Origin of the sequence: Streptomyces sp. WMMB 714 (genome assembly GCF_900090125.1) — a bacterium.
Taxonomy (GTDB): domain Bacteria; phylum Actinomycetota; class Actinomycetes; order Streptomycetales; family Streptomycetaceae; genus Streptomyces; species Streptomyces daqingensis.
On record NZ_FMHJ01000011.1, the window covers coordinates 67,928 to 94,858 of the forward strand.

At 72.0% G+C, this 26,931-nt stretch carries 18 protein-coding genes, 1 tRNA gene and 1 pseudogene; 2 read left to right on the forward strand and 18 right to left on the reverse strand.

The window, feature by feature from the left end:
- Window positions 1-10 precede the first annotated feature (10 nt).
- Window positions 11-1,921: a pentapeptide repeat-containing protein gene (locus H181DRAFT_RS20015; protein WP_078895860.1), complete on the forward strand. Its 1,911-nt coding sequence runs from the start codon at window positions 11-13 to the stop codon at window positions 1,919-1,921.
- Between the two features lie 83 nt (window positions 1,922-2,004).
- On the opposite strand, the gene H181DRAFT_RS20020 is transcribed toward H181DRAFT_RS20015, so the two are convergent.
- The 11 genes from H181DRAFT_RS20020 to bldG all read right to left on the reverse strand — a co-directional run bounded on the left by H181DRAFT_RS20020 (window position 2,005) and on the right by bldG (window position 18,540).
- Window positions 2,005-2,078: transfer RNA gene (locus H181DRAFT_RS20020), tRNA-Thr, on the reverse strand.
- Window positions 2,079-2,230: 152 nt separating this feature from the next.
- Window positions 2,231-3,832, reverse strand: a complete 1,602-nt coding sequence (locus H181DRAFT_RS20025; RefSeq protein ID WP_045865943.1) for an alpha/beta hydrolase — start codon at window positions 3,830-3,832, stop codon at window positions 2,231-2,233.
- Between the two features lie 209 nt (window positions 3,833-4,041).
- Complete coding sequence (locus H181DRAFT_RS20030) at window positions 4,042-5,253, reverse strand: DNA polymerase III subunit delta' (protein WP_045865944.1); 1,212 nt, start codon at window positions 5,251-5,253, stop codon at window positions 4,042-4,044.
- A gap of 348 nt (window positions 5,254-5,601) precedes the next feature.
- On the reverse strand, window positions 5,602-8,634 hold the full coding sequence (gene tmk / locus H181DRAFT_RS20035; RefSeq protein WP_052708657.1) for a dTMP kinase: 3,033 nt from the start codon (window positions 8,632-8,634) through the stop codon (window positions 5,602-5,604).
- Between the two features lie 85 nt (window positions 8,635-8,719).
- Complete coding sequence (topA, locus tag H181DRAFT_RS20040; protein ID WP_045866076.1) at window positions 8,720-11,593, reverse strand: type I DNA topoisomerase; 2,874 nt, start codon at window positions 11,591-11,593, stop codon at window positions 8,720-8,722.
- Window positions 11,594-11,755: 162 nt separating this feature from the next.
- Entirely contained in the window at window positions 11,756-11,965 is a 210-nt protein-coding gene (locus tag H181DRAFT_RS20045; RefSeq protein ID WP_368073277.1) for a hypothetical protein, read from the reverse strand.
- Between the two features lie 106 nt (window positions 11,966-12,071).
- Entirely contained in the window at window positions 12,072-13,649 is a 1,578-nt protein-coding gene (locus H181DRAFT_RS20050) for a DUF7059 domain-containing protein (RefSeq protein ID WP_254666915.1), read from the reverse strand.
- Between the two features lie 52 nt (window positions 13,650-13,701).
- A complete protein-coding gene (locus H181DRAFT_RS20055; RefSeq protein WP_045865945.1) occupies window positions 13,702-14,262 on the reverse strand; it encodes a small secreted protein in 561 nt (186 codons plus the stop codon).
- 210 nt (window positions 14,263-14,472) lie between these two features.
- The gene (locus H181DRAFT_RS20060; protein ID WP_045865946.1) at window positions 14,473-16,893 is read right to left on the reverse strand and encodes a sodium-translocating pyrophosphatase; all 2,421 of its coding nucleotides are present in this window, start codon (window positions 16,891-16,893) and stop codon (window positions 14,473-14,475) included.
- Window positions 16,894-17,652: 759 nt separating this feature from the next.
- The gene (locus H181DRAFT_RS20065) at window positions 17,653-18,096 is read right to left on the reverse strand and encodes an ATP-binding protein (RefSeq protein ID WP_045865947.1); all 444 of its coding nucleotides are present in this window, start codon (window positions 18,094-18,096) and stop codon (window positions 17,653-17,655) included.
- A 102-nt stretch (window positions 18,097-18,198) separates the two neighbouring features.
- On the reverse strand, window positions 18,199-18,540 hold the full coding sequence (gene bldG / locus H181DRAFT_RS20070; protein ID WP_019547857.1) for an anti-sigma factor antagonist BldG: 342 nt from the start codon (window positions 18,538-18,540) through the stop codon (window positions 18,199-18,201).
- Between the two features lie 220 nt (window positions 18,541-18,760).
- Between bldG and H181DRAFT_RS20075 the strand changes: the two genes are divergently transcribed.
- Window positions 18,761-21,304 carry a DEAD/DEAH box helicase gene (locus H181DRAFT_RS20075; protein ID WP_254666916.1) on the forward strand — a complete coding sequence of 848 codons (2,544 nt, stop codon included), beginning with the start codon at window positions 18,761-18,763 and terminating at the stop codon, window positions 21,302-21,304.
- Window positions 21,305-21,433: 129 nt separating this feature from the next.
- Here H181DRAFT_RS20075 and H181DRAFT_RS20080 read toward each other — a convergent pair.
- The 7 genes and pseudogenes from H181DRAFT_RS20080 to ssd all read right to left on the reverse strand — a co-directional run.
- Window positions 21,434-21,745, reverse strand: a pseudogene (locus tag H181DRAFT_RS20080) (Rv3654c family TadE-like protein); the annotation flags it as partial.
- Window positions 21,732-22,097 (reverse strand): TadE family type IV pilus minor pilin, encoded by a 366-nt coding sequence (locus tag H181DRAFT_RS20085; RefSeq protein ID WP_045865949.1) that lies wholly within the window; start codon window positions 22,095-22,097, stop codon window positions 21,732-21,734. The gene H181DRAFT_RS20085 and the pseudogene H181DRAFT_RS20080, both read right to left, overlap by 14 nt.
- Window positions 22,084-22,338 carry a DUF4244 domain-containing protein gene (locus H181DRAFT_RS20090; RefSeq protein WP_045865950.1) on the reverse strand — a complete coding sequence of 85 codons (255 nt, stop codon included), beginning with the start codon at window positions 22,336-22,338 and terminating at the stop codon, window positions 22,084-22,086. Before H181DRAFT_RS20090 ends, H181DRAFT_RS20085 begins: the two co-directional genes overlap by 14 nt.
- Window positions 22,339-22,416: 78 nt before the next feature.
- Window positions 22,417-23,295, reverse strand: coding sequence for a type II secretion system F family protein (locus H181DRAFT_RS30005; protein ID WP_254666917.1), 879 nt, complete (start codon window positions 23,293-23,295; stop codon window positions 22,417-22,419).
- A complete protein-coding gene (locus H181DRAFT_RS20100; RefSeq protein WP_045866080.1) occupies window positions 23,292-24,182 on the reverse strand; it encodes a type II secretion system F family protein in 891 nt (296 codons plus the stop codon). The genes H181DRAFT_RS30005 and H181DRAFT_RS20100 overlap by 4 nt, the downstream gene beginning before the upstream one ends.
- Window positions 24,183-24,226: 44 nt before the next feature.
- Window positions 24,227-25,642, reverse strand: coding sequence for a TadA family conjugal transfer-associated ATPase (locus H181DRAFT_RS20105; protein ID WP_078895862.1), 1,416 nt, complete (start codon window positions 25,640-25,642; stop codon window positions 24,227-24,229).
- Window positions 25,639-26,793, reverse strand: a complete 1,155-nt coding sequence (gene ssd / locus H181DRAFT_RS20110; RefSeq protein ID WP_045866082.1) for a septum site-determining protein Ssd — start codon at window positions 26,791-26,793, stop codon at window positions 25,639-25,641. The genes H181DRAFT_RS20105 and ssd overlap by 4 nt, the downstream gene beginning before the upstream one ends.
- Between the last annotated feature and the right edge of the window lie 138 nt (window positions 26,794-26,931).

Sequence of the window (26,931 nt, forward strand, 5' to 3'; positions counted from 1 at the left end):
CGACCATGGCATGACCGCGACTACTCCTGCCGAGCCTCCGCCCTACCCCCACTGCGGCCGCGGGGCCGGCACGGAAGACCCGGTGGGATGCCGGGGCCACCGCGTCCCGCACCCACGACCCGACGGCGGCGAGGCGGCCGATGCGGCCCTGCACGGCGCCTGCCTGGCACATCTCGACGGCAGCGACCGGGACACCTACCTGGCGTCCCTCCGCCCCGGCAGCAACATGGACCACCGCGGCACGACCTTCGACCCGGCCCTGTTAGCCGGCCTGCTGGACGCCGTGCGCGATCCCGCGGACCAGCGGCCGCGGTTCGGCGCCGTCCGCTTCGGCAGGGCGACGTTCGAGGGCGACGCCGCCTTCGGCACGGCGGCCTTCAAGGGCCGAGCCGCCTTCGACGGCGCGACGTTCACGGGCCGCGCCCTGTTCAACAGCGCCGTGTTCGGCAGCGAAGCCCGGTTCCGCGGCGCGACGTTCGAAGGCGACGCCTGGTTCGACGGGACGACGTTCGAGAGCGAGACCCGCTTCGACAGAGCGGCGTTCGGCGGCGACGCCTTGTTCCTCCGCGCGACGTTCGAGGGCGACGCCGTGTTCGACGAGGCGGTGCTCGGGGCCGGCACCGGGTTCCATCGCGCGACCTTCAGGGCCTGCGCCGGATTCGACGGCGCGACGTTCAAGGACGTCGCCCTGTTCGTCCGCGCGGCGTTCGAGGGCGACGCCTGGTTCGACGGCGCGGCGTTCGAGGGCGGTGCGGGGTTCAACAGCGCCACGTTCAAAGGCCGCGCCAGGTTCGACGGCACGACCTTCCAAGACGGCGCCAGTTTCGACAGGGCGGCGTTCGAGAGCGCCTCGTCGGTGGGGCCGCTGGCGTGCCGGGGAACCCTGAGCCTCGCAGAAGCCGTCTTCTCCGCGGCGGTGACCTTGGAGATCGCGGCGAGCAGAGTCGACTGCCACCGCACCCGCTGGGCCTCGACAGCCTCGCTGCGGCTGCGGCACGCGGTCATCGACCTCAGCGACGCAGTGCTGGAGTTCCCCGTCAGCGTCACTGCCCACGACCCCGAGTTCCTCACCACGAGGGGGTGCCCCCTGGACGAATCCGGGCTCCACCAGGCGCCGGTGCGCGGGGAGTCGCTGCACGGTGTGGACGCGGCGCACCTGGTGCTGACCAACCTGAACCTGGCCGAATGCCGCTTCAGCGGAACCGTCCACCTGGATCAACTGCGGATGGAGGGCCGCTGCCCGTTCCCCCTGCCCAACCCCCAAGGCATCCACTGGCGGCGCGGACTTCCGGTACGGCACACGCAACGGCTCCTCCTGGCCGAGGAGCAGCACTGGCGCCACAGCATGCCCCGCTCCGACCCGGGATGGCTGCCGGCGCCACCCGGCGCCGACATCGTGGAACCGCCCGCGCTCGCCGCCCTCTACCGTGCGCTGCGCAAATCCCACGAGGACTCCCGCAACGAGCCCGGCGCCGCCGACTTCTACTACGGCGAGATGGAGATGCGCCGCGCCGACCCCACCATCGCCCCCGCCGAACGCGGCCTGCTCAACCTCTATTGGGCCCTCTCCGGCTACGGCCTTCGCGCCGCCCGCGCCATCGCCTGGCTGCTGGCCGCGATGACCGCGACCGTGCTGCTGATGACCGGCTTCGGACTGCCGGACTCCCCCGCCCGGCCCTACCCGCGCGGAGCCGGCGTCATCGGCAAACAGAACCCGCAGTTGCGCGCCGACTTCCCCGACCGCTTCACCACTGCCCGCGCGCAGAAGGCCGCCGACGTCGTCATCAACTCCGTGATCTTCCGTTCCAGCGGCCAGTCCCTCACCACCGCCGGCCGCTACACCGAGATGGCCTCCCGCTTCGCCGAACCCGCACTCCTCACCCTGGCCCTCCTCGCCATCCGCGGCCGCCTGAAGCGGTAGCCCTCCGGCACAGACGCGGCACCCCGAAACCCCAAAAGCCCCTCCCGTCACCGGAAGGGGCCTCTGACCTGGTCTTTCAAGTGAGCCGCCTGGGGGAGTCGAACCCCCGACCTACGCATTACGAGTGCGTCGCTCTGGCCAACTGAGCTAAGGCGGCGTGCTGCCCGCAGGCCGAAGAACTCGGTGCGGGCGCAGCGCGGACAAGTTTACACAGGTTCCGGGGGTGCTCCGTACGGGGTATCGGGGGGGGTGGGGCGCCCGGCCGCCCCACCCCCCGGATACCGGCGTCCTGCCGCCCCGCCCCGCAACCTACGAGCAGCGCTTGCCGTCCTTCGGTGCCTTCCCCTTGAGCAGGTAGGCGTCGACGGTGTCGTTGATGCAGGCGCCTGCGCGCAGGTACGCGGTGTGCCCGTCGCCCTCGTAGGTCAGCAGGCGGGCCGTGTCGAGCTGGCCGGCGAGGCCCTGCGCCCACGCGTAGGGAGTGGCCGGGTCGCGGGTCGTGCCGATGACGAGGATCGGGTCCGCGCCCTTCGCGGCGATGCGGTGGGCTTCGCCGGTGGCCTGCTCGGGCCAGTAGCCGCAGTTGAGGGCCGCCCACGCGAAGCCGCGTCCGAAGACCGGGGATGCCTTCTCGAACGAGGGCACCGCCTTCTCCACCGAGTCCGGCGAGTCGAACGCCGCCGGAAGGTCCAGGCAGTTGACGGCGGGGTTGGCGTACATGATGTTGCCGTAGTGGCCGTTCGGGTCGCGCTCGTAGTACTCGTCGGCCATGGCGAGGAGTTGGGCGCCGTCGCCCTTGTTCGCCGTCGTCAGCGCGTCGCGCAGCTGGGGCCAGGAGCCCTCGTCGTACATGGCGCGGATGACGCCCGTCGTGGCGAGCGACTCGGTGAGTTCGCGCGGATCGCCCGTGGGGAGCGGCTTGGCGTCGACCTTCTTGAAGAACGCGCTGAGCTTCCGCCCGGCGTCCTTGGTGCTCTTCGTGCCGAGCGGGCAGTCCGACCGCTTGACGCAGTCCGCCGCGAACTCCTTGAAGGCCGTCTCGAAGCCGCCCGTCTGGTCGCGGTTGAGCTGCAGCATCGACAGCGACGGGTCCATGGCGCCGTCGAACACGAGCCGGCCGGAGCGCTGCGGGAACAGCCCCGCGTAGTAGGCGCCCAGGTAGGTGCCGTAGGAGGCGCCCACGTAGTTCAGCTTCTTGTCGCCGAGGAGGGCCCGCAGGACGTCCATGTCGCGGGCCGCGTCGACTGTCGAGACGTGCGCGAGCAGTTCGCCCTCACGCTTCTCGCAGCCGGCCGAGAACTTCTTGTACGCGCCGACGAGCTTGTCCTTCTCGGCGGCGTCATCGGGCGTCTGGTCGGTCTGCGTGTAGGTGTCCATCTCCTTGTCGGTGAGGCACCTGATCGGTTCGCTGGCGGCCACGCCCCGCGGGTCGAGGCCGACGATGTCGTACTTCTGCCGTACGGGCGCCGGATAGCCGACCGCCGCCGCCTGCTGCACGTACTCGATGGCCGAGCCGCCCGGGCCGCCCGGGTTGACCAGCAGCGAGCCGATCCTTCCGCTCTTCGCGCCCTTCTTCCGGGCCACGGCGAGGTTCAGGTCGTCGGCGGGGTCGGGCTTGTCGTAGTCCAGCGGGGCCTTCATCTTGGCGCACTGGAAGCCGTCTCCGTCGCCGCAGTCGCGCCAGGTGAGCTTCTGCTCGTAGTACCTCTTGAGGTCGGACGGTACGGAGGCGGGAAGCGGCTTGAGGGGTTCGGCGCTGTCGAGGCCGTTGGCGCGGTCGCTGCTCGCCGACGAAGGGGCGCCCTCCGGAGCGTCCGCCCCGCCCGAACCGGAAGAGCAGCCGCTCATCACCAGCATGACGGCCGCCCCGAGTACGGCCGTCGTGGTGCTCAGCCCGCGCCTGGTGTCCATGGACCATCCCTCGGTTCGCGTCGGTCTCGGCAGCCGGAGAGAAGCGGTCCGGCGATTGAGGGCGAGCGTATCCGGGGTCGGCGCCGGGCGTGTTCCCGTAACGGTGGGCGCTGCTCGGATCGGGTGACCGGGCGACGCGGTCGGCCCAGGCACGCCGGTGGGGCCCCACGGCGGGCCCCATGGCCGCCGGCCGTGCGAACGGCGCGGGCTCAGCCCGCCCGCAGCGTCATCGCCATCGCCTCGACGGCCAGCAGCGGGGCGACGTTCCGCTCGAGCGCCTCCCGGCACGCCAGTACCGCCTCGATACGCCGGAGTGTCTGCTCCGGCCGCGAGTTCGAGGCGAGCTCCGCCACCGCGGCTGCCGCCTCCTCGTTGGACAGGGCCACCCCGGAGCCCAACTGCCGTGCCAGGACGTCCCGGTAGAAGCCGGTGAGGTCCGTCAGGGCGAGGTCGAGCGAATCGCGCTGGGTGCGCGTGGCCCGCCGCTTCTGCTTGTCCTGCAGGTCCTTCATGACCCCGGCGGTGCCGCGCGGCATCCGGCTCTTGCCTTCCGCGCCCAGCGCGGCCCTCAGCTCCTCGGTCTCCCGCTCGTCGAGCTCCTCGGAGACCTCCTTGGCGTCCTCGGCAGCAGCGTCGATCAGCTCCTGAGCGGCCTTCAGCGCACCCCCGACGTCCGCCACCCGCTGCGGCATCCGCAGCACCGCCGCCCTGCGCCTGCGCGCACGGTCGTCCGTGGCGAGGCGGCGGGCCCGTCCGATGTGGCCCTGTGTGGCGCGGGCCGCGTAGGACGCCATCTCCGGTTCGATGCCGTCCCGCCGCATCAGCAGGTCGGCGACGGCGTCGACCGGGGGTGTGCGCAGGGCGAGGTGACGGCAGCGCGAGCGGATCGTCGGCAGCACGTCCTCCGTCGAGGGCGCGCACAGCAGCCAGACCGTCCGCGGCGCCGGCTCCTCGACGGCCTTGAGCAGGACGTTGCCCGCGCCCTCGGTGAGCCGGTCCGCGTCCTCCAGGACGATGACCTGCCAGCGGCCCCCGGCCGGGGACATCTGGGCCCTGCGCACCTGCTCGCGCGTCTCCTTGACGCCGATGCTGAGCAGGTCCGTGCGGATCACCTCGACGTCGGCGTGGGTGCCGATCAGGGACGTGTGGCAGCCCTCGCAGAAGCCGCAGCCGGGGGCGCCGCCGAGCGCCCGGTCCGGGCTCACGCACTGCAGGGCCGCGGCGAAGGCACGCGCGGCAGTCGAACGGCCCGAACCGGGCGGGCCGGTGAAGAGCCAGGCGTGCGTCATCGAGGAGCCGGAGAGCGGGGCCGTGCCCTTGCCGACCGCCTCGGCGGTGACGTACGCGTCGGCGTCGCGTGCCGCGGCGCTCAGCTGCGCCGTGACACGTTCCTGGCCGACCACGTCGTCCCAGACCGCCATCGCTGCCGTCCCTCCCTGACTTCCGGCTGCGCGGAAGCGCCCTCGCCGCCCGGGGCCGCTGCCCGCTCGCCCCACGTCCGTGTGACGCGGAAGGGGCCGGCCGCCGGCCCGCGTGCCGCGCGTCAGACCATTGTGGTCCACGGGACCGACAGCCGTGACCGGCGCTTCAGTTCCCCGGCTCGGCGGACCGGAGAGCGTGCGGGCGCGGACGCGGGAAACGCTCCCGGGCGCCCGGGCCGCCCCCTGCCGCATCCGGAGAGGCCGGGCGGCTTGGCCCGCCGGGGCCGGCCGCGGGGGGCCGGCCGCCGTCGGCACGTCCCGCCCCGGCGCGGCCGCTGCTCGCCGCGGCTACTTGCCGCGCCGCCGCTTCCGGCCGTCCTCGTCGTCGTCCTCGCCGGCGCCCAGCAACTCGTCCGCGAGCGACGGCACATCATCGAGAGGCGTCTCCTCCGCCCAGTCGGGCCGCGGACGCGACGAGCGCCGCGCCTCCGGCTCGGCCGGGGGCGGAGGCGGAGGCATCTCCCTCGTGCGCTCCTCCTCCTCCGCGGGCGGACGCGGAAGCTGCGTCGTCTCCTCGTCCGGCCGTTCCTGCGGGCCCCGCCGTCCCGGCTGCGAGGTGTCCGGCAGCAGCGGTGCCTGCGGAGTGCTGGGCAGCACCTGCGTGCGGTCGCTCTCCTGATCGCCGGCGGGCTCGCCGGGCTCCGGGAGCTTCGCGGTGTCGCCGTCGGAGCCGTCCGGGTCGGAACCGGTCCGGCGGGAGCGCGACTGCTCCGCCCGCTGCAGCGCCTCCTCCGCCTTGCGCTGCTTCTCGAGGCGGCGCTCCTCGGCCTGGGCCCGCAGCCGCGCCTCCTCTTCGGCGAGGCGCCGCTGCCGCGCGATCTCCTCCGCGCGTGTGCGCTCCTCGGCCTCCCGCCGCTGGCGTTCCTCCTCGGCGATCCTGCGGGCCTCCTCGGCACGCTGCCGGGCCTCCTCGGCGCGACGGGCCTCGGCGCGCTGCCTCTCCAGTTCCGCCTCGCGCTGCTTGCGCTCTTCCTCCTCGGCCCTCAACCGGGCCATCTGCTCCTGGCGTTCGCGCTCCTGGCGCTCCTCCTCCGCCTTGCGGGCGGCCTCTTCCTCCGCCCTGCGGCGCGCCTCCTCCTCGGCTGCCTTGCGTGCCTCCTCCCCGGCCTTCACCTCGGCCTCGGAGAGCGGCAGCACCTGGTCGAGCCGGTGGCGCACGGCCGTCGTCACCGCGTCGGGCGTCTGCGACGCGTCGACGACCAGGTAGCGCGCCGGGTCGGCAGCGGCCATGGTGAGGAAACCGGCGCGGACCTTGTCGTGGAACTCCGCGGGTTCGGACTCCAGCCTGTCCGGCGCCTCGGTGAACCTCTCGCGCGCCGTCTCCGGGGAGACGTCGAGCAGCACGGTCAGGTGCGGCACGAGCCCGCCGGTCGCCCAGCGCGAGATGCGCGCGATCTCCGTCGGCGAGAGGTCGCGGCCCGCGCCCTGGTAGGCGACGGAGGAGTCGATGTAGCGGTCGGAGATGACGATGGCGCCCCGTTCGAGGGCGGGACGTACCACCGTGTCGACGTGCTCGGCGCGATCCGCCGCGTACAGCAGCGCCTCGGAACGGTGCGACAGGCCCGACTCGGAGACGTCCAGCAATATCGAACGCAGCCGCTTGCCGACCGGTGTGGCGCCGGGCTCCTTCGTGACGACGACTTCGTGGCCCTTGGCGCGGATCCACTCGGCCAGGACCTCCACCTGCGTGGACTTCCCGGCTCCGTCGCCGCCTTCGAGGGCGAGAAAGAACCCGTTCCCGGCGGGCGCCTCCTTCGGGTGGCCGCCGCCCAGCGCTTCGAGCAGGTCCCTCCTGAGAGTGACGCCCTGGCGGTCGTCCGTACGCCCGAGCACGAGAGCCGCGACGGGCAGCAGCAGCGCGCCGACGAGCATCAGCGTGAAGGCGGCGCCGCCGTGGTCGAAGACGAACTCGCCGCTGCCCACGCGGTGCGGCCCGATGAAGCCGGACGCCGCCGGCGCGGCCAGGGCGCCCAAGGCGATCGCGATGCGGACGACGGTCTGCAGGTGCTCCGTCATGCGGGACCGGTGGCTCATCCCCGATACCGGCCGCAGGTCCTCCGTCTCCTGGTCCAGCAGCACGTGGCCGGACTGGGCGGCGAGACCGGCCGAGAAACCGGAGATCAGCATCAGCACTATGCCGGTCGTGGCGTCGGTGACGAGCCCGGCCGCGAGAAGGCCGACGCCGGTCACGGCGATGGCGAGCGCGAGCAGGCGGCGCCGGGAGAACCCGGGCAGGACGCGGGGGGCGAGGCGAATACCCGCGGCGGTTCCCCCGGTGAGCGCGAACACCTGGAGGCCGAAGCTGACAGGACCTCCCTCCAGGTCCGCTGCCTGGAGCGCGGCCACCGCGACAGCGCAGGAGATCGCCCAGGCGATCGCGGAGCAGGCCAGCAGCAGGAGCGGGATCGCTCCGGTGCGCCCCCGGTCGGGGCCGGGCTTCTCCTGCCCGGCCGCGGCGCCGCGGGGACGGCGCAGACCCTCGAGGGGGCTGCGCGGCCGCAGGCTCCCCGCGTCGGGAAGCTCCAGGAAGTACACGACGGAGACCGCCGCCGCGAAGAGTCCCGCGGCGACGTACGCGCCGAGCGCGGCCTGGTGCGTGTCGAACCACTCGAAGGGCGAGCTGAGCAGCTTGCTGACGAGGGTGACCACGACCAGCGTGATGGCGGCCGCCGGCAGCGACAGGAAGGTGCTGCGGAGCCAGAGCCGGCGCAGGGCGTCGTGGCGGTCCGGCAGCGGACGCACGGCGGAGCCCTCGGGGGGCGGGGCGGGCAGCAGCGCGGGGGCCGCGCTGTCCTTCGCGACCGTCCAGAAACGTTCGGCCACGCCGAGCACGAAGGTGGTGATGAGGATCAGCGCGAAGGCGTCCCCCGGCGTCCAGTCGACCCACATGGGCGCGACGATGAGGGCGAGGGCGCGCAGCACGTCGACCCCGAACATCGTCCAGCGCCGGTCCAGCACTCCCTTGCCGGGCGCCATGAGCGCGGAGAGCGGACCCAGCAGCACCGCGCCGAAGAGGAGCGTGGCCAGCAGCCGCGCTCCGAAGACGGCCGTGATGACCAGTGCCATGCCGCGGTATCCGCCGCCGAAGACGACTTCACCGCCCGCCGCCCTGACGGTCGCCGCCTGGAGGGCGAGCAGCAGGAGCACCAGCAGGGCCAGCGCGTCTCCGATCCCACCGGTCAGCTGGGCGCTCCACAGGCGCCGGAGCGGACCGAATCGCAACAGCGCGCCCACGGCGCGCTCGCGGGATTCCGCGGCGAGTGCGTCGTCAGGGGCGTCAGAGGTGGGGTTCACGCCCGATGGCTGATCTGCTCGCGTCATGGCGGTCAGCGTATAGGGCACGGCCGACGGCGCGTGGGGCCACCCGAACAAACGGGCGGGACCTGCGCTTTGACCGCCGGCGGGCCTACTCGGTCGTGGTGCCGGAGGAACCGGAACCCTTCGCCGCGGCCTTGGCGGTGGCCTTCTTCGCCGTGGCCTTCTTGGTCGTGGCCTTCTTGGCCGTCGTCTTCTTCGCAGCCGTCTTCTTCGCGGTGGCCTTCTTGGTCGTGGCCTTCTTCGCGGTCGACTTCTTGGCCGCGGACTTCTTCTTGGTGGCCTTCTTCACCGGCCCCTTCGCCCGCTTGTCCGCCAGGAGTTCGAACCCGCGCTCCGGGGTGATGGTCTCGACGTCGTCGTCCCGGCGCAGTGTGGCGTTCGTCTCGCCGTCGGTGACGTACGGGCCGAACCGCCCGTCCTTGACGACGACCGGACGCTCCGTCTCCGGGTCCGTGCCCAGCTCCTTCAGCGGCGGCTTGGCGGCGGCGCGGCCGCGCTGCTTGGGCTTGGAGTAGATCTCCAGCGCCTCTTCGAGGGTGATCGTGAAGATCTGCTCCTCGGTCTCCAGCGAGCGCGAGTCCGTACCGCGCTTCATGTACGGCCCGTACCGGCCGTTCTGCGCGGTGATCTCCTCGCCCGTCGACGGATCGGTGCCGACCACGCGGGGCAGCGCGAGCAGCTTGAGTGCCTGCTCGAGCGTCACCGTATCGAGCGACATGGACTTCAGCAGGGAAGCGGTTCTCGGCTTCACCGCGTTCTTGCCGGTCTTGGGAGTGCCTTCCGGCAGCACCTCCGTGACGTACGGGCCGTACCGCCCGTCCCTGGCGACGATCGGACGGCCGCTCTCCGGGTCGGTGCCCAGCTCGAAGTCGCCGCTCGGCTTCGCCAGCAGCTCCTTCGCAAGCTCGACGGTCAGTTCGTCCGGCGGGAGGTCGTCGGGGACGTCGGCGCGCTGGCCCGGCTCGTCGGGCGAGGGCGGCGGGCCCTCGACGTACGGGCCGTACCTGCCCACGCGCAGCGTGATGCCCTCGCCGACGGGGAAGGACGAGACGCCCTTCGCGTCGATCGCCCCGAGGTCGGAGACGAGCTCCTTCAGACCGCCCAGGTGGTCGCCGTCGCCGTTGCCCGAGTCGGCCGCGGAGCCCTGCACGCCCTCGCCGGCGGCCTCCTCGCCGAAGTAGAAGCGGCGCAGCCAGGGCACCGACGCGGCGCTGCCCGCGGCGATGCGGTCGAGGTCGTCCTCCATCTTGGCCGTGAAGTCGTAGTCGACGAGCCGTCCGAAGTGCTTCTCCAGCAGGCCCACCACGGCGAAGCTCAGGAAGGAGGGCACCAGGGCCGTCCCCTTCTTGAAGACGTACCGCCGGTCGAGGATGGTGCTGATGATCGAGGCGTAGGTGGAGGGGCGTCCGATCTCCCGCTCCTCCAGCTCCTTCACCAGCGTGGCCTCGGTGTAGCGCGCGGGCGGCTTGGTCGCGTGCCCGTCGGCGGTGAGGTCCTCGGCGGTGAGCGGGTCGCCCTCGGTGACGTGCGGGAGGCGGCGCTCGCGGTCGTCCAGCTCGGCGTTGGGGTCGTCGGAGCCCTCGACGTACGCCTTGAGGAAGCCGTGGAAGGTGATGATCTTGCCGGTGGCGCTGAACTCGGCGTCCCGGCCGTCGCTCGCCCGGCCTCCGACGCGGACGGTGACCGACTGCCCGGTCGCGTCCTTCATCTGCGAGGCGACGGTCCGCTTCCAGATGAGTTCGTAGAGCCGGAACTGGTCGCCGGTCAGGCCCGTCTCGGCGGGGGTGCGGAAGCGGTCCCCGGAGGGGCGGATCGCCTCGTGCGCCTCCTGCGCGTTCTTGACCTTGCCCGCGTAGACGCGCGGCTTGTCCGGCAGGTAGTCCGACCCGTACAGCTGCGTCACCTGCGCCCGGGCGGCGCCGACCGCGGTGTCCGAGAGCGTCGTGGAGTCCGTACGCATGTAGGTGATGAAGCCGTTCTCGTACAGCTTCTGCGCCACCTGCATCGTCATCTTCGCGCCGAAGCCGAGCTTGCGGCTGGCCTCCTGCTGCAGCGTGGTCGTACGGAAGGGCGCGTACGGCGAGCGGCGGTAGGGCTTGGACTCGACGGAGCGCACCGCGAACCGCGTGTCCTCCAGGGCGGAGGCGAGCGCGCGGGCGTTCTGCTCGTCCAGGTGCAGCACCTGGCCGGGGTTCTTCAGCTGACCGTCGGAGCCGAAGTCGCGGCCCTGGGCGACCCGCCGTCCGTCGACGGAGCTGAGGCGGGCGCCGAACGTGCCCGGCTCGGAGGCGTCGGTGGATCTCTCCGCCGCGAAGGTGGCCGTCAGGTCCCAGTACTCGGCCGAGCGGAACGCCATGCGCTCCCGCTCCACGACGAGCCGGGTCGCCACCGACTGGACGCGGCCTGCCGAGAGCCGCGGCATGACCTTCTTCCACAGGACCGGCGAGACCTCGTAGCCGTAGAGGCGGTCGAGGATGCGGCGGGTCTCCTGGGCGTCGACGAGGCGCTGGTTCAGGTCGCGGGGGTTGCGGACCGCGTCCTGGATGGCGTCCTTCGTGATCTCGTGGAACACCATCCGCCGCACGGGGACCTTGGGCTTGAGGACCTCGCGCAGATGCCACGCGATGGCCTCGCCCTCGCGGTCCTCATCGGTGGCGAGCAGGAGTTCGTCGGACTCGGCAAGAAGCTGCTTCAACTTCTTGACCTGGTCCTTCTTGTCCGTGTTGACGACGTAGAGGGGCTCGAAGTCGCTGTTGACGTTCACGCCCAGCCGCGCCCAGGACTCCCCCTTGTACTTCGCCGGAACCTCGGCGGCACCGTTGGGAAGGTCCCGGACGTGACCCACGCTGGCCTCGACCACGTAACCGGGGCCGAGATAGCCCTTGATCGTTTTGGCCTTGGCGGGCGACTCGACGATCACGAGTCGGCGCCCGCCGTTTGCGGGCTCGCGGGTCGGGGACAACTTCTCGCTCTTCTCTCCGGTCGGCATGCGGCATCGGTAGCTCGGTATCGCTGCGGAGTGTGACGGTACCTCCCGCCTACGTGTCAAACGGGAAAACTCCGCAACGCAACTCGAACGGTAACCCGACACCAATCGATCCTGCCGCCCGATACAGCCCGATCTTCAGGAGGCGAGCAGGACCCAGCCACCTGTGAGGAGCGAAATCACGCCGAATACGAGGGCTCCCACCGCGGCCGCGGAAGCCGGTACTCCGTAGGCCACCGGCAGGTGGGACCGCATCCGCACCCCGGTCCACAACAGCAGCGCCACCCCGAACAGCGCCAGCGACAGTCCCGCGAAGACGGACGGCGTACTCTCCATGCTGCTCTGCATGGCCCGCACCCTGGCACCGCCAGGCGACCCCGCCGCGAACAGCAGGTGAACCCGCGAAGCCGCCGCCCGGGCACCGGACCCCGTCGGGCCCCGGCAGGGCTGCCGGCTACTCCTCCGCCGCGTCCCGCGCCACCACCGGAAGCAGGAACCCCTGCTCGACCAGCAGCCGGATGGCGCGCGGCGTGCGGTCCCGCAGCAGCACGGGGTCCTCGCCCACCAGCTGCGCGATGGCGTCCAGAATCCGCCATGCGGGCAGCGAGCCGTCACACACGCCGGCGAAGCCCGCCCCGACGGTGTCGACCTTGGTCGCCCGCCGCATCCCGCGGTGCTGGCGGAGCACCACGTGCTCCGGGTCCTCGGCGCCGGGCATGCCGACCTGCTCCTGCACGACCCCCTCGGCGAGCTCGAAGTGGCAGTCCAGGAGGCCCGCGTCGTCCGTCGCCCGCAGGAAGTCCTGCCGCTGGAAGTGCTGCACGATCTCCTCGCCGAGCGGCTGCTCCACCGGATGCGGCCACTCCTCGACGAGGACGGCGGGATCGGCCGCGCCGCTCTTGCGCAAGGTGATCCAGCCGAACCCGACGGCCGTCGTGCCCCGCCGTTCGAACTCGTCGAGCCACTCGCCGTACCGGGCGGCGTACGCAGCGTCGCCCGCGCGGTGGTCCCCGGCGTCCCGCAGCCACAGTTCGGCGTACTGCGTGACGTCCTGCACCTCGCGCTGCACGATCCAGGCGTCGCATCCGTCCGGCACCCAGGACCGCAGCCGCTCGTGCCAGTCCTCCCCGTCCCTGTGCTCCCAGTTGGCGAGCAGCTGGCAGTAGCCGCCCGGCGCCAGGCGTCCGGCGGCGCGGTCCACGAGGGTGCGGCACAGGTCGTCGCCGCTCATGCCGCCGTCCCTGTACGTCAGCCGGGCCCGCGGGGAGATGACGAACGGCGGGTTCGAGACGATCAGGTCGTACGGCTCCTCACCGGCCACCGGCTCGAACAGGGTGCCCTGCCGGAACTCCGCCTCGGGGGCGCCGGAGAGCATGAGCGTGAGCCGTGCGAAAGCGAGAGCCCGGGGGTTGAGGTCGGTGGCCGTCACATGCCCGGCGTGCTGGGCGGCGTGGAGCGCCTGGAGCCCCGAACCGGTTCCGACGTCGAGCGCACGGGCGACGGGCCTGCGAACCGTGATCCCGGCAAGCGTCGTGGAGGCGCCGCCCACACCGAGGACGACGTCCCCGGCGTCCCCGCCGTTCGCGCCCTGCGGGGAACCGACGCCTCCGGCTCCCGCCACGGCGCAGCCGAGGTCGGCGACGATCCACCAGTCCTGCCCTTCGGGCCCGGAGTACGGCCGTACGTCCACGGTGGCGCGGACGCACTCCCCGCCATCCGCCGCTCCGGGTTCCGGTTCGCCGGGAACGAGCCAGCCGCCGGCGAGCACGTCGTCCAGGGGAAGCGCCGCCTCCACCCGGTCGCGGGGAACGCTCTGCTGCAGCAGGAACAGCCGGACCAGCGTCTGCAGAGGTTCCGCTCCGCGGGTGGCGCGCAGCGCGGGCACGGTCTCGCTCCGGGCGAGGGCGGCGTAGGCGGGCCCCCCGAGCAGGTCCAGCAGACCGTCGGCGGTGAAGTCAGCGCTGCGCAGCGCCTCCCGCAGCCGGTCGATGCGTTCGGAGTCCGCTTCGGGAAGGCGTTCGCTGATACTCACGTCACCATTGTGTCGTCCCCACGGCCGGGCGTGCCGCCGCGGGGGCGGGATCTCAGACCTTCGGGGAGTTGCCCGGGCGCTTGCAGCCCTCCTGCTCGGCCATCGCCTTGCCGACATCGCCCGACTGCAGCTTGCTCAGGGCCTTGTCGCCGCTCTTGCCGAGCGCGTCGAGCTTCGTGGCGACGCCCTGGAGCCCTTCGGCGAACTTCGCCTGGTCCTTGGTGTCCAGCCCTTCGACGGTCTTCCGCAGCTGGCCGTACTTCGAGGAGATGGTGCGCAGCTCCTTCACGGCGTCCTGGTGCAGCTTCTCGCCGTCGTCCACGGGCGGCGGGCCGGCCTGGTCGACGGCGCCGGCGAGCGACTTGTACGCACCAGAGATCTTGTCGAACGCGGCCGCGTCGGTCTTCTTGACCTCTTCCGAGGAGCTCTTCTCCTTGGAGGCCTCGTTGATGGAGGTGTTGGCCTCCTGGATCTTCTTGACCTCGGGCTGCACCTTGTCGCAGACCTTCTTGGCCCACGCCTCGGTCTCTTTGCCGCTGTCGTCGCTGCAGCCGGTCAGCGCGAGTGCGAGCACCGCGCCGCCGGAGAGTGCAGTCGCAACCTTCTTGTTCACCGGATCGGTCCCTTCCGTGGCTGTTCGGCCCGGAACATACACGCACAGGGGCTGCACACGGCTAGTCGGGCGAGAACTCTGCGCCTGATTGTAGCCGTTTGCACCACATTTCCTGACGGGGTGTGGGGCTTCCCACACCACGCACTGGGGCGGGCGAGGCGCCAACGCGCCCCGCCCGCCCCAGTGTTGGCGGGTCGACCTGCCCGAGGGTCAGGAAGCCGCGACCGGATCGGTCGGCTTCGCCGTCCGCTCGGCGTCGCTGCCCTCGCTGCCGCCCTCGGACGCGTCGTCGCTCATGGCGATGCCGCGCCTCTTCGAGACGTACACGGCTCCCACGACGACCGCCGCGGAGACGAGCGCGACGACTGTCCGCACGCCCGCGCTCGCGTCCTCGCCGTACGAGAACTGGATCACGGCGGGCGCGATGAGCAGCGCCACCAGGTTCATCACCTTCAGCAGCGGGTTGATCGCCGGGCCCGCGGTGTCCTTGAACGGGTCGCCGACGGTGTCGCCGATGATGGTGGCCTCGTGGGCCTCGCTGCCCTTGCCGCCGTGGTGCCCGTCCTCGACGAGCTTCTTGGCGTTGTCCCACGCGCCACCGGAGTTGGCGAGGAAGACGGCCATCAGCGTGCCGCAGCCGATCGCACCCGCCAGGAAGGCGGCGAGCGCACCGGCGCCGAACGTGAAGCCCACCAGGATCGGCGACATGACGGCCAGCAGACCCGGCGTCGTCAGCTCGCGCAGCGCGTCCTTGGTGCAGATGTCGACGACGCGTCCGTACTCCGGCTTCTCCGAGTAGTCCATGATCCCGGGCTTCTCGCGGAACTGCCGCCGGACCTCGTACACGACCGCGCCCGCCGACCGGGAGACGGCGTTGATGGCGAGGCCGGAGAAGAGGAAGACGACCGCCGCACCCAGCATCAGGCCGACCAGCGTGCTCGGCTGCGCGATGTCGAGGAGTTGCAGCATCTTGCCGCTGCTCTCCCCGGCCTCGCTGAGCGCGCTGACCATCTCCGTGCGGTACGAACCGAACAGCGCCGCGGCGGCGAGTACCGCCGTCGCGATCGCGATGCCCTTGGTGATGGCCTTGGTGGTGTTGCCCACCGCGTCCAGGTCGGTGAGGACCTGGGCGCCCGCGCCCTCGACGTCGCCGGACATCTCGGCGATGCCCTGGGCGTTGTCGGAGACCGGACCGAAGGTGTCCATGGCCACGATGACGCCGACGGTGGTCAGCAGACCGGTGCCGGCGAGCGCGACCGCGAACAGCGCGAGCATCACGGTGCCGCCGCCGAGCAGGAAGGCGCCGTAGACGCTCAGCCCGATCAGCAGGGCGGTGTAGACGGCCGACTCGAGGCCGATCGACATGCCCGAGAGGATCACGGTCGCCGGGCCCGTCAGCGAGGTCCGGCCGATGTCCCGTACGGGCTTGCGCTCGGTCTCGGTGAAGTAGCCCGTCAGCTGCTGGATCACCGCGGCGAGCACGATGCCGATGGCGACCGAGACGACCGCCAGCACGCGCGGGTCGCCGCTGTGGCTCAGGATCTCCTGGGCGTCGTCCCCTGCGACACCGGTCAGGTCGGCGTAGCTGGAGGGGAGGTAGGTGTAGGCCGCGATGGCGACCAGTACCAGGGAGATCAGCGCGGAGATGAAGAATCCGCGGTTGATGGCGGTCATGCCGCTGCGGTCCTTGGCGCGCGGAGCGACCGTGAACACACCGATCATGGCCGTGATCACGCCGATCGCCGGGACCAGCAGCGGGAACGCGAGACCGTCGTTGCCGAAGACCGCGGTGCCCAGAATCAGCGCCGCGACGAGGGTCACGGCGTACGACTCGAAGAGGTCGGCGGCCATGCCGGCGCAGTCGCCGACGTTGTCGCCCACGTTGTCCGCGATGGTCGCCGCGTTGCGCGGGTCGTCCTCGGGGATGCCCTGCTCGACCTTGCCCACGAGGTCGGCGCCGACGTCGGCGGCCTTGGTGAAGATGCCACCGCCGACACGCATGAACATCGCGATCAGCGCGGCACCCAGACCGAAGCCCTCCAGGACCTTCGGGGCGTCCGCCGCGTAGACGAGCACCACGCAGGCCGCACCCAGCAGGCCGAGGCCCACCGTGAACATGCCCACGACGCCGCCCGTACGGAAAGCGATCTTCATGGCCTTGTGCGAGACGCTTGTCAGGTCCGCGGCGGGCGCCCCTTCCTCGGGCGTCGCCTCACGTGCCGCAGCAGCAACTCGTACATTGCTGCGTACCGCGAGCCACATGCCGATATAGCCGGTGGCAGCGGAGAAGGCCGCGCCGACCAGGAAGAACAGCGAACGTCCAACACGCTGACCCATGTCGTCGGCAGGCAACAGGAACAACAGGAAGAAGACCACTACGGCGAAGATGCCGAGCGTTCGCAACTGCCGCGCCAGGTAGGCGTTCGCACCTTCCTGAACGGCTGCCGCGATCTTCTTCATGCTGTCAGTGCCCTCGGTCGCGGCGAGCACTTGACGGACCAGCACCACGGCGACGCCGAGAGCTGCCAGGGCGACTAGCGCGATCACGATGACGAGACCGCGGTTGGCGCTGGTCAGCACTGCGTCAGCGAGGTGCTGTTGATTCTGAGATGGGCTGAGGTGCCCCGCCATTCGTCCTCCTTGACGCTTGGCGCAGGGGCGCGCGGTTCGACGTACGGCTCCTGCTTGCAAAGATGTGGACGGATTGTAGGGATCAGCTCCAGATCAAAACAGAGCGCCGGATCGGCAATTCGCCTACACCAGCGGAGATCAAATGGAGTTCGTGTGGGGAATTAGCTCGGACGAGCTAGGCTTACAAAAATGCTGACGCTGTAAAAAATGATCAACACGGGCGCCGCATATGCCTCTCTTTTCACATCAAAGCCGCGCAGAAAAGAGGCTTTCGGAGTCCTCGCTGACACCCGGCAGCCGGACGCACAGGGGCCCGTACAGAGGGACGCGACCGTCCGAGGGTGCGGTGTCACCGGCTTGATGAAGATCCGGAAACAATTGCGACTCAGGCGGAATACTAGCTTCCGAATCCCTGCGACCAGCGCTTGGGGCCCTCGGGCTCTCCGAGTGCACCCGCCCCGTCTCGACGCCGCGAGTCACGGCGCGAAGCGTCTGGCGGTCAGCCCGCCCGGTTCTCTCTCGCTCGCCCGAAGCCTGCGCCGGGCTGTCCGCCGCGCAGCGCGCTTCCCAGCGCGGCTGACGCCGGGACGAGTGGCAGAGCAGGCGCTTGGACGTGCCGGGGCGCGGCTTGCGGGACGGGGCGCCGTCGCGATCAGCCCGGCCCAGGGCGAGGCTGACGAACGGTGCCGCCACTGGGGAGCAGTGAAGGGAACCTGCGAACCGGCCGGAAGAGCAGGTACAGGAAGAACGGCTCAGGGCTCAGGGGAGAACCGGCTCCGGAGTGACGGGCCAACTCATGCGGATCAGGCCGCCCTTGTCATCCGCGATCACTTCCACGTCGTCCACGAGACCGCTGATGACGGCGAGCCCCATCTCACTCTCGGCTTCTTCGCTGTCCGCCGCCGGGGACGCCGGGGCAGGCCCCGTGGAACCGTGGGCGCCGGCAGTCGCCGACGGGGCCGCGTCGCCCACTTCGATGGAGAACTTCTTCTCCTCCTCGATGAGCGCCACGCGTACGGGGGTGTCGAGTCCATGGCCCACGTGCAGGCCGACAGCGCGGGAGCACGCCTCACCGACCGCCAGGCGCACCTCGTCGAGCACGGCCTCGTCGACCCCGGCCCGCCGCGCCACTGCCGCGGCCACCAGCCTTGCCGTACGCACGTGCTCCGGCAACGCGCTGAAGCGGAGTTCCACGATGGCCATGCCATCCCCCTCGGTCTTGCACTGTCACATTGCCGGGTACCGGGCTCGCAGAGCCCGGTACCTCCGGCGTCTTTCGAATAGCCGGTCCGTCCGCGACGGACGTCAGTCGGTCGCGGCGACGGCCTCGTCCACGGAACCGTGGATGGGGAACACCTTGGTCAGACCGGTGATTCGGAAGATCTTGAGAATGCGCTCCTGGTTGCACACGAGACGCAGCGAGCCCTCGTGGGCACGCACCCGCTTGAGCCCGCCGACGAGCACACCGAGTCCGGTGGAGTCCAGGAAGTCGACGCCTTCCATGTCCACGACGAGGTGGTAGCTGCCGTCGTTCACAAGCTCGACCAGCTGCTCCCGCAGCTTGGGCGCGGTGTATACATCAATCTCGCCACCGACCTCGACGATCGTGCGATCGCCTACGGTCCGGGTCGACAGGGACAGGTCCACGGATCCTCCAGCACCTTGCTATCGAGTCGTCCCCCCACTGAAATATCCCAGCCGAGGACAGGCCGGGACAGCGGGCGGATCGGCAGCCGCAGAAGCATTCAATCACTTACGGGCCTGCACGCACGACGCCTTGCGGTCATTGAGCGTCGCGCCGGGGACACCCTGGGTGCCCACGGGCGACCGACCGCTTCTGGTCGCGACGAGCGTACGCTCACCTGCTGTGCCCTCCCGCAAGGTATCCGACAGTGATCCCCGAACGGTGCTCGCCCAACTCACCGCCGGGGAGGGCAGGGCTGCCCGCATCACCCATACGGAGCACTTGCCCCCGCGGGCGGGCCACCATGCGGAATGGCCCGGTCAGATCCGGCCTGAAGTGATCGATGCCGTAAGGGAGTCGGGCGTCGAACGGCTCTGGGAGCACCAGGCGCGCGTCGCCGAGCACGCCCTCAGCGGCGAATCAGTGATCATCGCCACAGGCACCGCCTCCGGAAAGTCGCTCTCCTACCTCATACCGACCCTGAGCGCTCTCCTCGAGGGCACTGACTCGGCGGCCGGATCGGGAGAGGCAGGCGGGGGCGAGGACGGGGAGAGCGCCGCGAACGGAGCCGCCTCGAACGGAGCTGCCTCGAACGGAGCTGCCTCGAACGGAGCTGCCTCGAACGCCGCCGGGACAGATGCCGACAGGGAGGACGGCAGCCGTCCGCCGAAGCAGCGCGCGAGGAGCTCGAACGGCGGGCCGCAGAGGCACCGCCGTGGCGGCACCGCCCTGTATCTGGCGCCCACCAAGGCGCTCGCCGCCGACCAGTGCCGCGCCGTCACGGAACTGGCCGCGCCGCTGGGGACCGCGATACGTCCGGCCGTCTACGACGGGGACACCCCCTTCGAGGAGCGCGAGTGGGTGCGCCTCTTCTCCAACTACGTGCTCACCAACCCGGACATGCTGCACCGGGGAATCCTCCCCGCCCACGCGCGCTGGGCCTCCTTCCTGCGCTCCCTGCGCTACGTCGTCATCGACGAGTGCCACACCTACCGCGGTGTCTTCGGCTCGCACGTGGCGCAGGTGATCCGGCGGCTGCGGAGGATCTGCGCCCGGTACGGCTCGGAGCCGGTCTTCCTCCTGGCGTCCGCCACCTCCGCCGGCCCGGGTGAGTCCGCCGCGCGGCTGACCGGCGTACCCGTGACCGAAGTCACCGAAGACGCCTCTCCCCGGGGTGAGTTGGTCTTCGCTCTGTGGGAGCCGCCGCTGACCGAGTTCGAAGGCGAGCGCGGAGCCCCGGTACGGCGTACAGCCACCGCAGAGGCGGCGGAGCTTCTGACGGACCTGGCCGTGCAGAGCGTGCGGACCGTCGCCTTCGTCCGCTCACGCCGGGGCGCCGAACTGATCTCCCTGATCGCCAAGGACCGTCTCGGCGCCGTGGACCGGCGGCTGCCGGACCGGATCGCCGCGTACCGGGGCGGATACCTGCCCGAGGAGCGCCGCGCCCTCGAACAGCGCCTGCACTCGGGCGACCTCCTCGGTCTCTCCGCGACCAACGCGCTGGAGCTGGGTGTCGACGTGTCGGGGCTCGACGCCGTGCTCATCACCGGATATCCCGGCACGCGTGCCTCTGTGTGGCAGCAGGCCGGGCGAGCCGGACGGTCGGGGGAAGGCGCACTCGCCGTTCTGGTCGCGCGGGACGACCCTCTCGACACCTATCTCGTGCACCACCCCGAGTCGCTCTTCCGCGCCCCGGTCGAGTCGACCGTCCTCGACCCGGACAATCCGTATGTCCTCGCCCCCCATCTCTGCGCGGCCGCGGCGGAGATCCCCCTCACCGAGGCCGATGCGGAGCTCTTCGGGCCGGGTTGTCCGGATCTGCTGCGGCAGCTGGAGGGGCGCAAGCTGCTGCGGCGGCGGGGAGGCTCCTGGTTCTGGACCCGCAAAGAGCGAGCTGCCGACCTGGCCGACATCCGCGGCTCCGGGGGGACGCCCGTCCAGATCGTGGAGGACGGAACAGGCCGCCTGCTCGGCACGGTCGACGCCGCGTCCGCCCACACCAACGTGCACGAGGGCGCCGTGCATCTGCACCAGGGGCGCACCTACGTGGTGAGGCAACTCGATCTGGAGGACTCCGTGGCGCTCGTGGAGGAGGCGAACCCTCCATGGACCACGATGGCCAGGGACACCACATCCGTGTCCGTGCTCGAGACGGAGGCGGAGGTGCCCTGGGGCGAGGCCCGGCTCTGCTACGGGACCGTGGAGGTGACGAACCAGGTCGTCTCCTACCTCCGGCGCCGCCTCGTGACCGGGGAGGTCATGGGCGAGACGAAGCTCGACCTTCCCCCTCGTACGCTGCGCACCCGGGCCGTGTGGTGGACCGTCACCGAAGACCAGCTCGACGCGGCGCGGGTCGGCCCGGAGATCCTCCCCGGGGCGCTGCACGCCGCCGAGCACGCCGCCATCGGTCTCCTGCCGCTGTTCGCGACATGTGACCGGTGGGACATCGGGGGCGTCTCCATCCCCCTGCACCCAGACACCCTGCTGCCCACCGTGTTCGTCTACGACGGGCAGCCCGGCGGCGCCGGCTTCGCCGAACGCGCCTTCCACACGGCTCGCGAATGGCTGGCCGCCACCCGGGACGCCATCGCGGCCTGCGAGTGCGAGGCCGGCTGCCCCTCGTGCATCCAGTCGCCCAAGTGCGGCAACGGCAACGACCCGCTGCACAAGCGGGGCGCCGTCCGGCTGCTGACGGAGCTGCTCAAGCCACCGCCTGACGGGACGTAGCAGCTCCGGCCGAGGCGCTGTCCACTCGCGGCAGTTCGCGTCCGTCGCTGCTGCGGCCGTCGAGGACGACCCTGCGTTCGGGGAGGCGGCGAGCCCGGCTCGGGTGGCCGCGTCCGGCGGACCCGCCCTGGCCCGGGCCTCGGGCGCGTACGGGCCCGTCGACACCCGCGCAGAGACGTCGGCGATCTCACCGCGCACGGAGCACCGGACCAGGCGGGCGCCTTGCGCGGACGCCACCCGGCGGGCCGCGGCGCACGCCCGGTCCTCGCCGTCGAGCGCCCGGTCCGCGGCGGCGAGCGCCGACAGATCCGCCGCACCGGCCGCACGGTGCCGCAGGGCCACCGCCTGTCCGAGCCCCATCAACGTGGCCGCGACGCCGCACAGCACCACCCCGCTCAGGGCCGCCCAGACCGTCGCCGAACCGCGGTCACTTCCCAGCACGGCCCATGCCTCCCGTCCCGTCCTCGGCCATGGCGACCGCTTCGGCGCTCAACGCGAGCGACAACGGACCGGGGCCGAGGGAGCGTGCCGTGACGCGCACACGCACGAGGTCTTCCTGACGGTGGGTCTGCACGGCGGCGTCCTCCGGAGCGGCGGAGCGCACAACAGTCCGTACGGCGGCCTCTTCCTCGCCCCGCGCAGCCGCACGGGCTCCGGCACGCGCCCCGTCGACCACCTGGATGTGCTGCGCCGCCGCCATCACTCCCCACAGCAGCATCCCGAACAGCAGGACCAGGGCAGGTACGACGACTGCGGTCTCCGCGGTGACGTAACCGTCGTCAGCCGCTCGCATCGAGCGCCCTCTCGATCAGTTGCTGCAACTCGGCGCTGACAGCGCCACTCGTCAGCACCTTGTAGAGCACGGCTGCGAATCCGCACGCCGCGATCGTCCCGACCGCGTACTCGGCGGTGCTCATGCCCGCATCGCGCGCCAACTCCTGCCGTACGGCGAGGAGATGGCGGCGTCCCTCTCCCAGCAGCCGATGCGGGGTCGCGACGCGAGCCCGAAGGATACGGCTGAGCTTGGTGAACATGGTTCGTTCCTTCCTGAGGTGAGGCGGTCGGTCGGTGACGTCCGTCCGAGTTCTGGCTCTGCCACGTGGCTTCGGAGTTCAGAGCAGGGACCGGGCCAGGCCTATGACCACCGGGGCCACTCCGACTGCCAGGAACGCGGGCAGGAAGCACAGCCCCAGCGGCCCCGTCACCAGAACCGCCGCACGCCTGGCGCGAGCAGCCGCTGCCCGCGAGGCCGTGGCGCGCAGCTCGGCGGCGAGCCTCGTCACGGACTCCGCCGCCGGTACACCGCCGCTGCCCGCGCGCTCCATGGAGCGGACGAAGGTGGCGCCGCCCGGCAGCGACCCGAAGCGCCCCCAGACCGCGGCGGGTTCAGCTCCGAGATGGAGCTCCGTCGCCGCCTTCGTCAGCCTGGCCCCCAGCGGCCCCCCGACCGACCTGCCCACCGCGTCGGCTGCCCGGTCCGGCGCGGAGCCCGCCGCGAGACAGGCCGCGAGCAACTCGGCCGCCAGAGGAAGCTGTGCGCCAGCGGTACGGAGTTCGGCCAGATCGCCGCTGCCGACGTCAGACCCCTCCCGCCGAACCGCCCATCGCCACACGCAGTACGCCCCGATGCCCGCGGCCAGCCAGCCGGGCACTCCTTCGACGACAGTCACGATCAGTGCCCCCGCTCCCGTGGCCGCTGCCCCAGCTCGCAGCCGACCGCGCCGGACCCGCCGCCTCCACCACTGCCGATGAGCGTCGAGACAGTGCTGCGGCGGGCGGGCGGCCCGACCGGAACGCCGCAGCCCGGCGGACCCGCGCTGCTCCGGCCGCTCCGGCTGTTCCCGTCCGGCCGCCTGCCCCAGCAGCAGCCGGCCCCGCGTGCGTGCCCGCCGCCCCTTCCAGAGCTCCCAGCACAGACCGGCGAGGGCTCCGCACGCCACCAACAGGGGCACCCACACCCGCGGATCGGCCGCAGTCATAGCTGTGTTCACGCCGCGCCCTTCTCCTCGTACTTGCCAGGGCCCTCCGCAGTGCGGACGAGCCGGGCGACCCAGGCGAGCCCCGCCCACTCCAGCAGCCCGCCGATCGCCAGGCAGGCCAGTCCAGCCGGGCTGTGCAGGAGGACATGCATCGGATCGGCCCCCATCGCGGCACCGAGCAACAGCCCGAATACGGGCAGGAGCGCGAGGACGAGTGCGGTGGAACGCGGCCCTGCCAGCAAGGCCTGTAACTCCTCGCGTTGGTCCCGTTCGGCCCGCAACGCGCAGGCCACCGTGTCGAGGCCCTTCGCGAGTCCCGCCCCTCCCTCCACCGACACGTGCCAGCAGGCCGCCACTCCCCCGAGCCCTTCCGCGCCGGGGCTGCGTGCCGCCTCCCGCAGCGCCTCCGGGACGTCCCCGCCGAAGCGCGCCGCCGCCAGCACCGCCGCACCGCTCTCCCCCAACTCCCTGAGGGGAACAGCCCCTGCGGCGAGGAGCGCCCGATCCGGTTGCCTCCCCGCGTGCAGCTCGCCCGCGACCGCGGCGCACAGCTCGACCACCGCCGCTGCTCGACGTTCCGCCGCCGAGCGGCGCCCACGCCTGAGCAGCAGCCGTCTGACGACGGGTACCGCGGCGGCGCCGGCGAGAAGAGGCAGCAGCGACTCGCCGAGGAACCCCAGTACCGCGCCCACCGGCAGACACCACCAGGCCCTGCCTTCCGTGCCTCCCAGCCGTTCCCGTACGGCGCTGATCAACGAAGCGCAGGCGGGCGGCAGCCGGGGACCTGGATCGCACGGCCCGCCGTCACCGGCGAGTATCAGACGTGCCCGGTTCACCCCGCCGTCCCGCCCCGCGAGGAGCCAGGCGGCAGCCCCCGCACACACCATCGCCGCGTACATGGGTGCCGCGTCGAGCCCCGGCACTCCGGTTCCCCCGGCCCCCGTCACCGCGTTCCCCTCTCCCGCTCGGCCCCCTCGGCCCCGTACGCCGTCCGCCCTGCCTCGTACGCCGATGTCCCGTACGGGGCGGCGCGCGCCGGGCCGCGTCGTCGGCCGCCGTACTCGGTGACGGCGGCTCGATCCGTGCGCCCTCTTCCGCAGAGCCGCGCCAACTGCTCGGCGCCACGCCCCTCCACGAACCCCCGGTCGCCCCACACCACGGCGGGAACCGTCGCGACCAGACCGTCCGCGCCCCGCGTCAGCACATGGATCTCGGCGACGCGCCGCCGGCCGGAACGGTCCCTCACGAGGTGCACCAGGACGTCCAGTGCGGCGGCGAGCTGGCTGTGCAGGGCCGCCCGGTCCAGCCCGGCGGCCGTCCCGAGCGCTTCCAGCCGGGCGGGGACGTCAGCCGCCGTGTTGGCGTGCAGCGTTCCGCAGCCGCCCTCGTGACCGGTGTTCAACGCGGCCAGCAACTCGGTGACTTCGGCGCCGCGGACCTCCCCGACCACGAGCCTGTCCGGCCGCATCCGCAGTGCCTGGCGCACCAGGTCGTCCAGGCCCACCGTGCCCGCGCCCTCCTGGTTCGCGGGCCGCGCCTCCAGCCGCACGACGTGGGGGTGGTCCGGCCGCAGTTCGGCCGAGTCCTCCGCGAGGACGATCCGCTCGTGAGGGGCGACGAGCCCCAGCAGCGCGCTCAGCAGCGTCGTCTTCCCGGAGCCCGTGCCCCCGCTGATGAGGAAGGAGAGCCTGGCGTCCAGCACGTCGCGGAGCAGCCGGTCACCTCCGGGAGGGAGGGTGCCCGCACTCACCAACTCGGCCAGCCGGAACGCACGAGGACGCACCACGCGCAGCGACAGGCACGTCGAACCTACCGCTACCGGGGGCAGTACGGCGTGCAGCCTCGTGCCGTCCGGGAGGCGCGCGTCCACCCACGGCCGGGCGTCGTCCAAGCGCCGCCCCGCCGACGTCGCGAGCCGCTGCGCCAGCCGCCGCACGGAGGCTTCGTTCCGGAAGCGCACATCGGTTCGCTCCAGCCCCCTGCCGCGGTCGACCCACACTTCGTCAGGACGGGTGACCAGCACGTCCGTGACCTCGGGGTCCGCGAGCAGGGGCTCCAGCGGCCCGGTGCCGACCAGCTCCGAGCGGAGCGCCTCCACCACACCCAGTACCGCGCTGTCGCCCAGCAGCCGCCCCTGGGCCCTCAGGGCCGACGCGACCCGGGCCGGGGTGGGCTCGGCCCCCGTCTCGGCGAGTCTGCGTCGAACCGCGTCGAGGAGCGACTCGTCAGCAGCCGAGGGCGGAGCGACGTCCGTCCCGCCCACGGTGCTCCGGTCCCCTGAACGGGGCACGCGACGCGCGCCGGCCACTCCGGCCGTCGTCCGCCCGCCCGCACTCAGCCCGCCGTCCACCGCGCTCATACGGCCACACCCCCGCCGCTGACGCCTCCGCTGAGCGCCTGGGACCAGAAGTCCCTGCAGAAGCGGGACAGCGCACCGCTCGTCTTCGCGCCCGGCGGCACCCCTCGCTCGACCGCCTCCAGCAAGCCGGCCTCCCACGGGAGTTCACCGGCCAGCGGGAGCCGGAGCAGCCGTGCCACTTCCTCCTCGTCCAGCCCCGGCCCGTACCCTCGCGCCCCGCCGGGGCCGCCGGGCGTCCGTACCACCGCCCGCAGGTCGCGCAGCACCATCTGCGTACGGGAGGCGACGCGGTGCGCGGCGGCGACCGCCCTCAGCTCCGCGGGGACCAGGAGCAGCCCGAGATCTGTCTGCGCGAGCGCTTCCGCCACCGTCTCGTCGATCCGCCGCGGCAGGTCGACGACAACGACGCCGCCCCGCCGCCGCGCGGCGGAGAGCACGGACTTCATCGCGTCCGCGGGGATCAGCACGGAGTCCCCGCGGTCCCAGCTGAGCACGCTCAAGTCGTGCAGTCTCGGCAGCGATTCCGCGAGCGCACCGCCGCCGACCCGCCCTCGCGACTCCGCGAACGCCGGCCATCGCAGTCCCTCCGTCCGTTCTCCGCCGAGCAGCACGTCGAGACCGCCTCCGAGGGCGTCGCCGTCGATCAGCATCGTGCGCTGCCCGTTCCGCGCCGCCGTGACGGCCAGGGCGCAGGCGAGGGTGGACGCGCCGGCGCCTCCCCGTCCGCCCAGGACCCCCACCGTCAGCGCCGGCCGGCCCACGCACTCCGCCGCGTCCGCGATGCGGCCCGCCAGCCAGCTCTCCGCGTCGGGCAGCATGACCACGCCTTCCGCGCCGATCCGCGCCCCGCGCTCCCAGACCCCCGGGTCGTCCAGGTCCTTGCCGACGAGCAGCACGCCGGCTCTGCGAGCCGCTCCGGGTGCGCCTCCGCCGGACGCGCCGCTGAGACCGGGCGCTCCGGCGCAGTCGTCACCCACGAGCACCAGCGGTGCCTTCTCCCAAGCCGCGGCGCCGCTCCAGCCCGCCCACGCCACCCGGCTCAGAGGTGCTCCGTGTGCGACTTCCGCTTCCGCTCCGGCGGCTGCGCACAGGCGCAGCAGGTCATCAAGGAGTTCTTCGTCCTCAGTGACAATCAGAATGGTTTCGGCCACGTTCCAGAGCCCCTTCACTCTTCACAGCCTCGCTCCCGCAAACACCTGCGAGAGCTGTCGGGAATCACTGTGCGGTGAAGAGGAAATGCCTGGTGATCATGGTCAAAAACTGTGGACATGCAGCGAGTTGTGAATAAC

What these genes read in the sequence shown, in the direction of transcription:
- H181DRAFT_RS20015 (WP_078895860.1), top strand. Translation starts at nt 11, where the DNA reads ATGACCGCGACTACTCCTGCCGAGCCTCCGCCCTACCCCCACTGCGGC.
- H181DRAFT_RS20105 (WP_078895862.1), bottom strand. Translation starts at nt 25,642, where the DNA reads ATGAGCGCGGTGGACGGCGGGCTGAGTGCGGGCGGGCGGACGACGGCC.
- H181DRAFT_RS20065 (WP_045865947.1), bottom strand. Translation starts at nt 18,096, where the DNA reads ATGGCCATCGTGGAACTCCGCTTCAGCGCGTTGCCGGAGCACGTGCGT.
- H181DRAFT_RS20060 (WP_045865946.1), bottom strand. Translation starts at nt 16,893, where the DNA reads ATGGCGGGGCACCTCAGCCCATCTCAGAATCAACAGCACCTCGCTGAC.
- H181DRAFT_RS20085 (WP_045865949.1), bottom strand. Translation starts at nt 22,097, where the DNA reads ATGCGAGCGGCTGACGACGGTTACGTCACCGCGGAGACCGCAGTCGTC.
- H181DRAFT_RS20030 (WP_045865944.1), bottom strand. Translation starts at nt 5,253, where the DNA reads ATGGCGGTCTGGGACGACGTGGTCGGCCAGGAACGTGTCACGGCGCAG.
- H181DRAFT_RS20100 (WP_045866080.1), bottom strand. Translation starts at nt 24,182, where the DNA reads ATGTACGCGGCGATGGTGTGTGCGGGGGCTGCCGCCTGGCTCCTCGCG.
- H181DRAFT_RS20090 (WP_045865950.1), bottom strand. Translation starts at nt 22,338, where the DNA reads ATGTTCACCAAGCTCAGCCGTATCCTTCGGGCTCGCGTCGCGACCCCG.
- H181DRAFT_RS20045 (WP_368073277.1), bottom strand. Translation starts at nt 11,965, where the DNA reads ATGCAGAGCAGCATGGAGAGTACGCCGTCCGTCTTCGCGGGACTGTCG.
- H181DRAFT_RS20025 (WP_045865943.1), bottom strand. Translation starts at nt 3,832, where the DNA reads ATGGACACCAGGCGCGGGCTGAGCACCACGACGGCCGTACTCGGGGCG.
- tmk (WP_052708657.1), bottom strand. Translation starts at nt 8,634, where the DNA reads ATGACGCGAGCAGATCAGCCATCGGGCGTGAACCCCACCTCTGACGCC.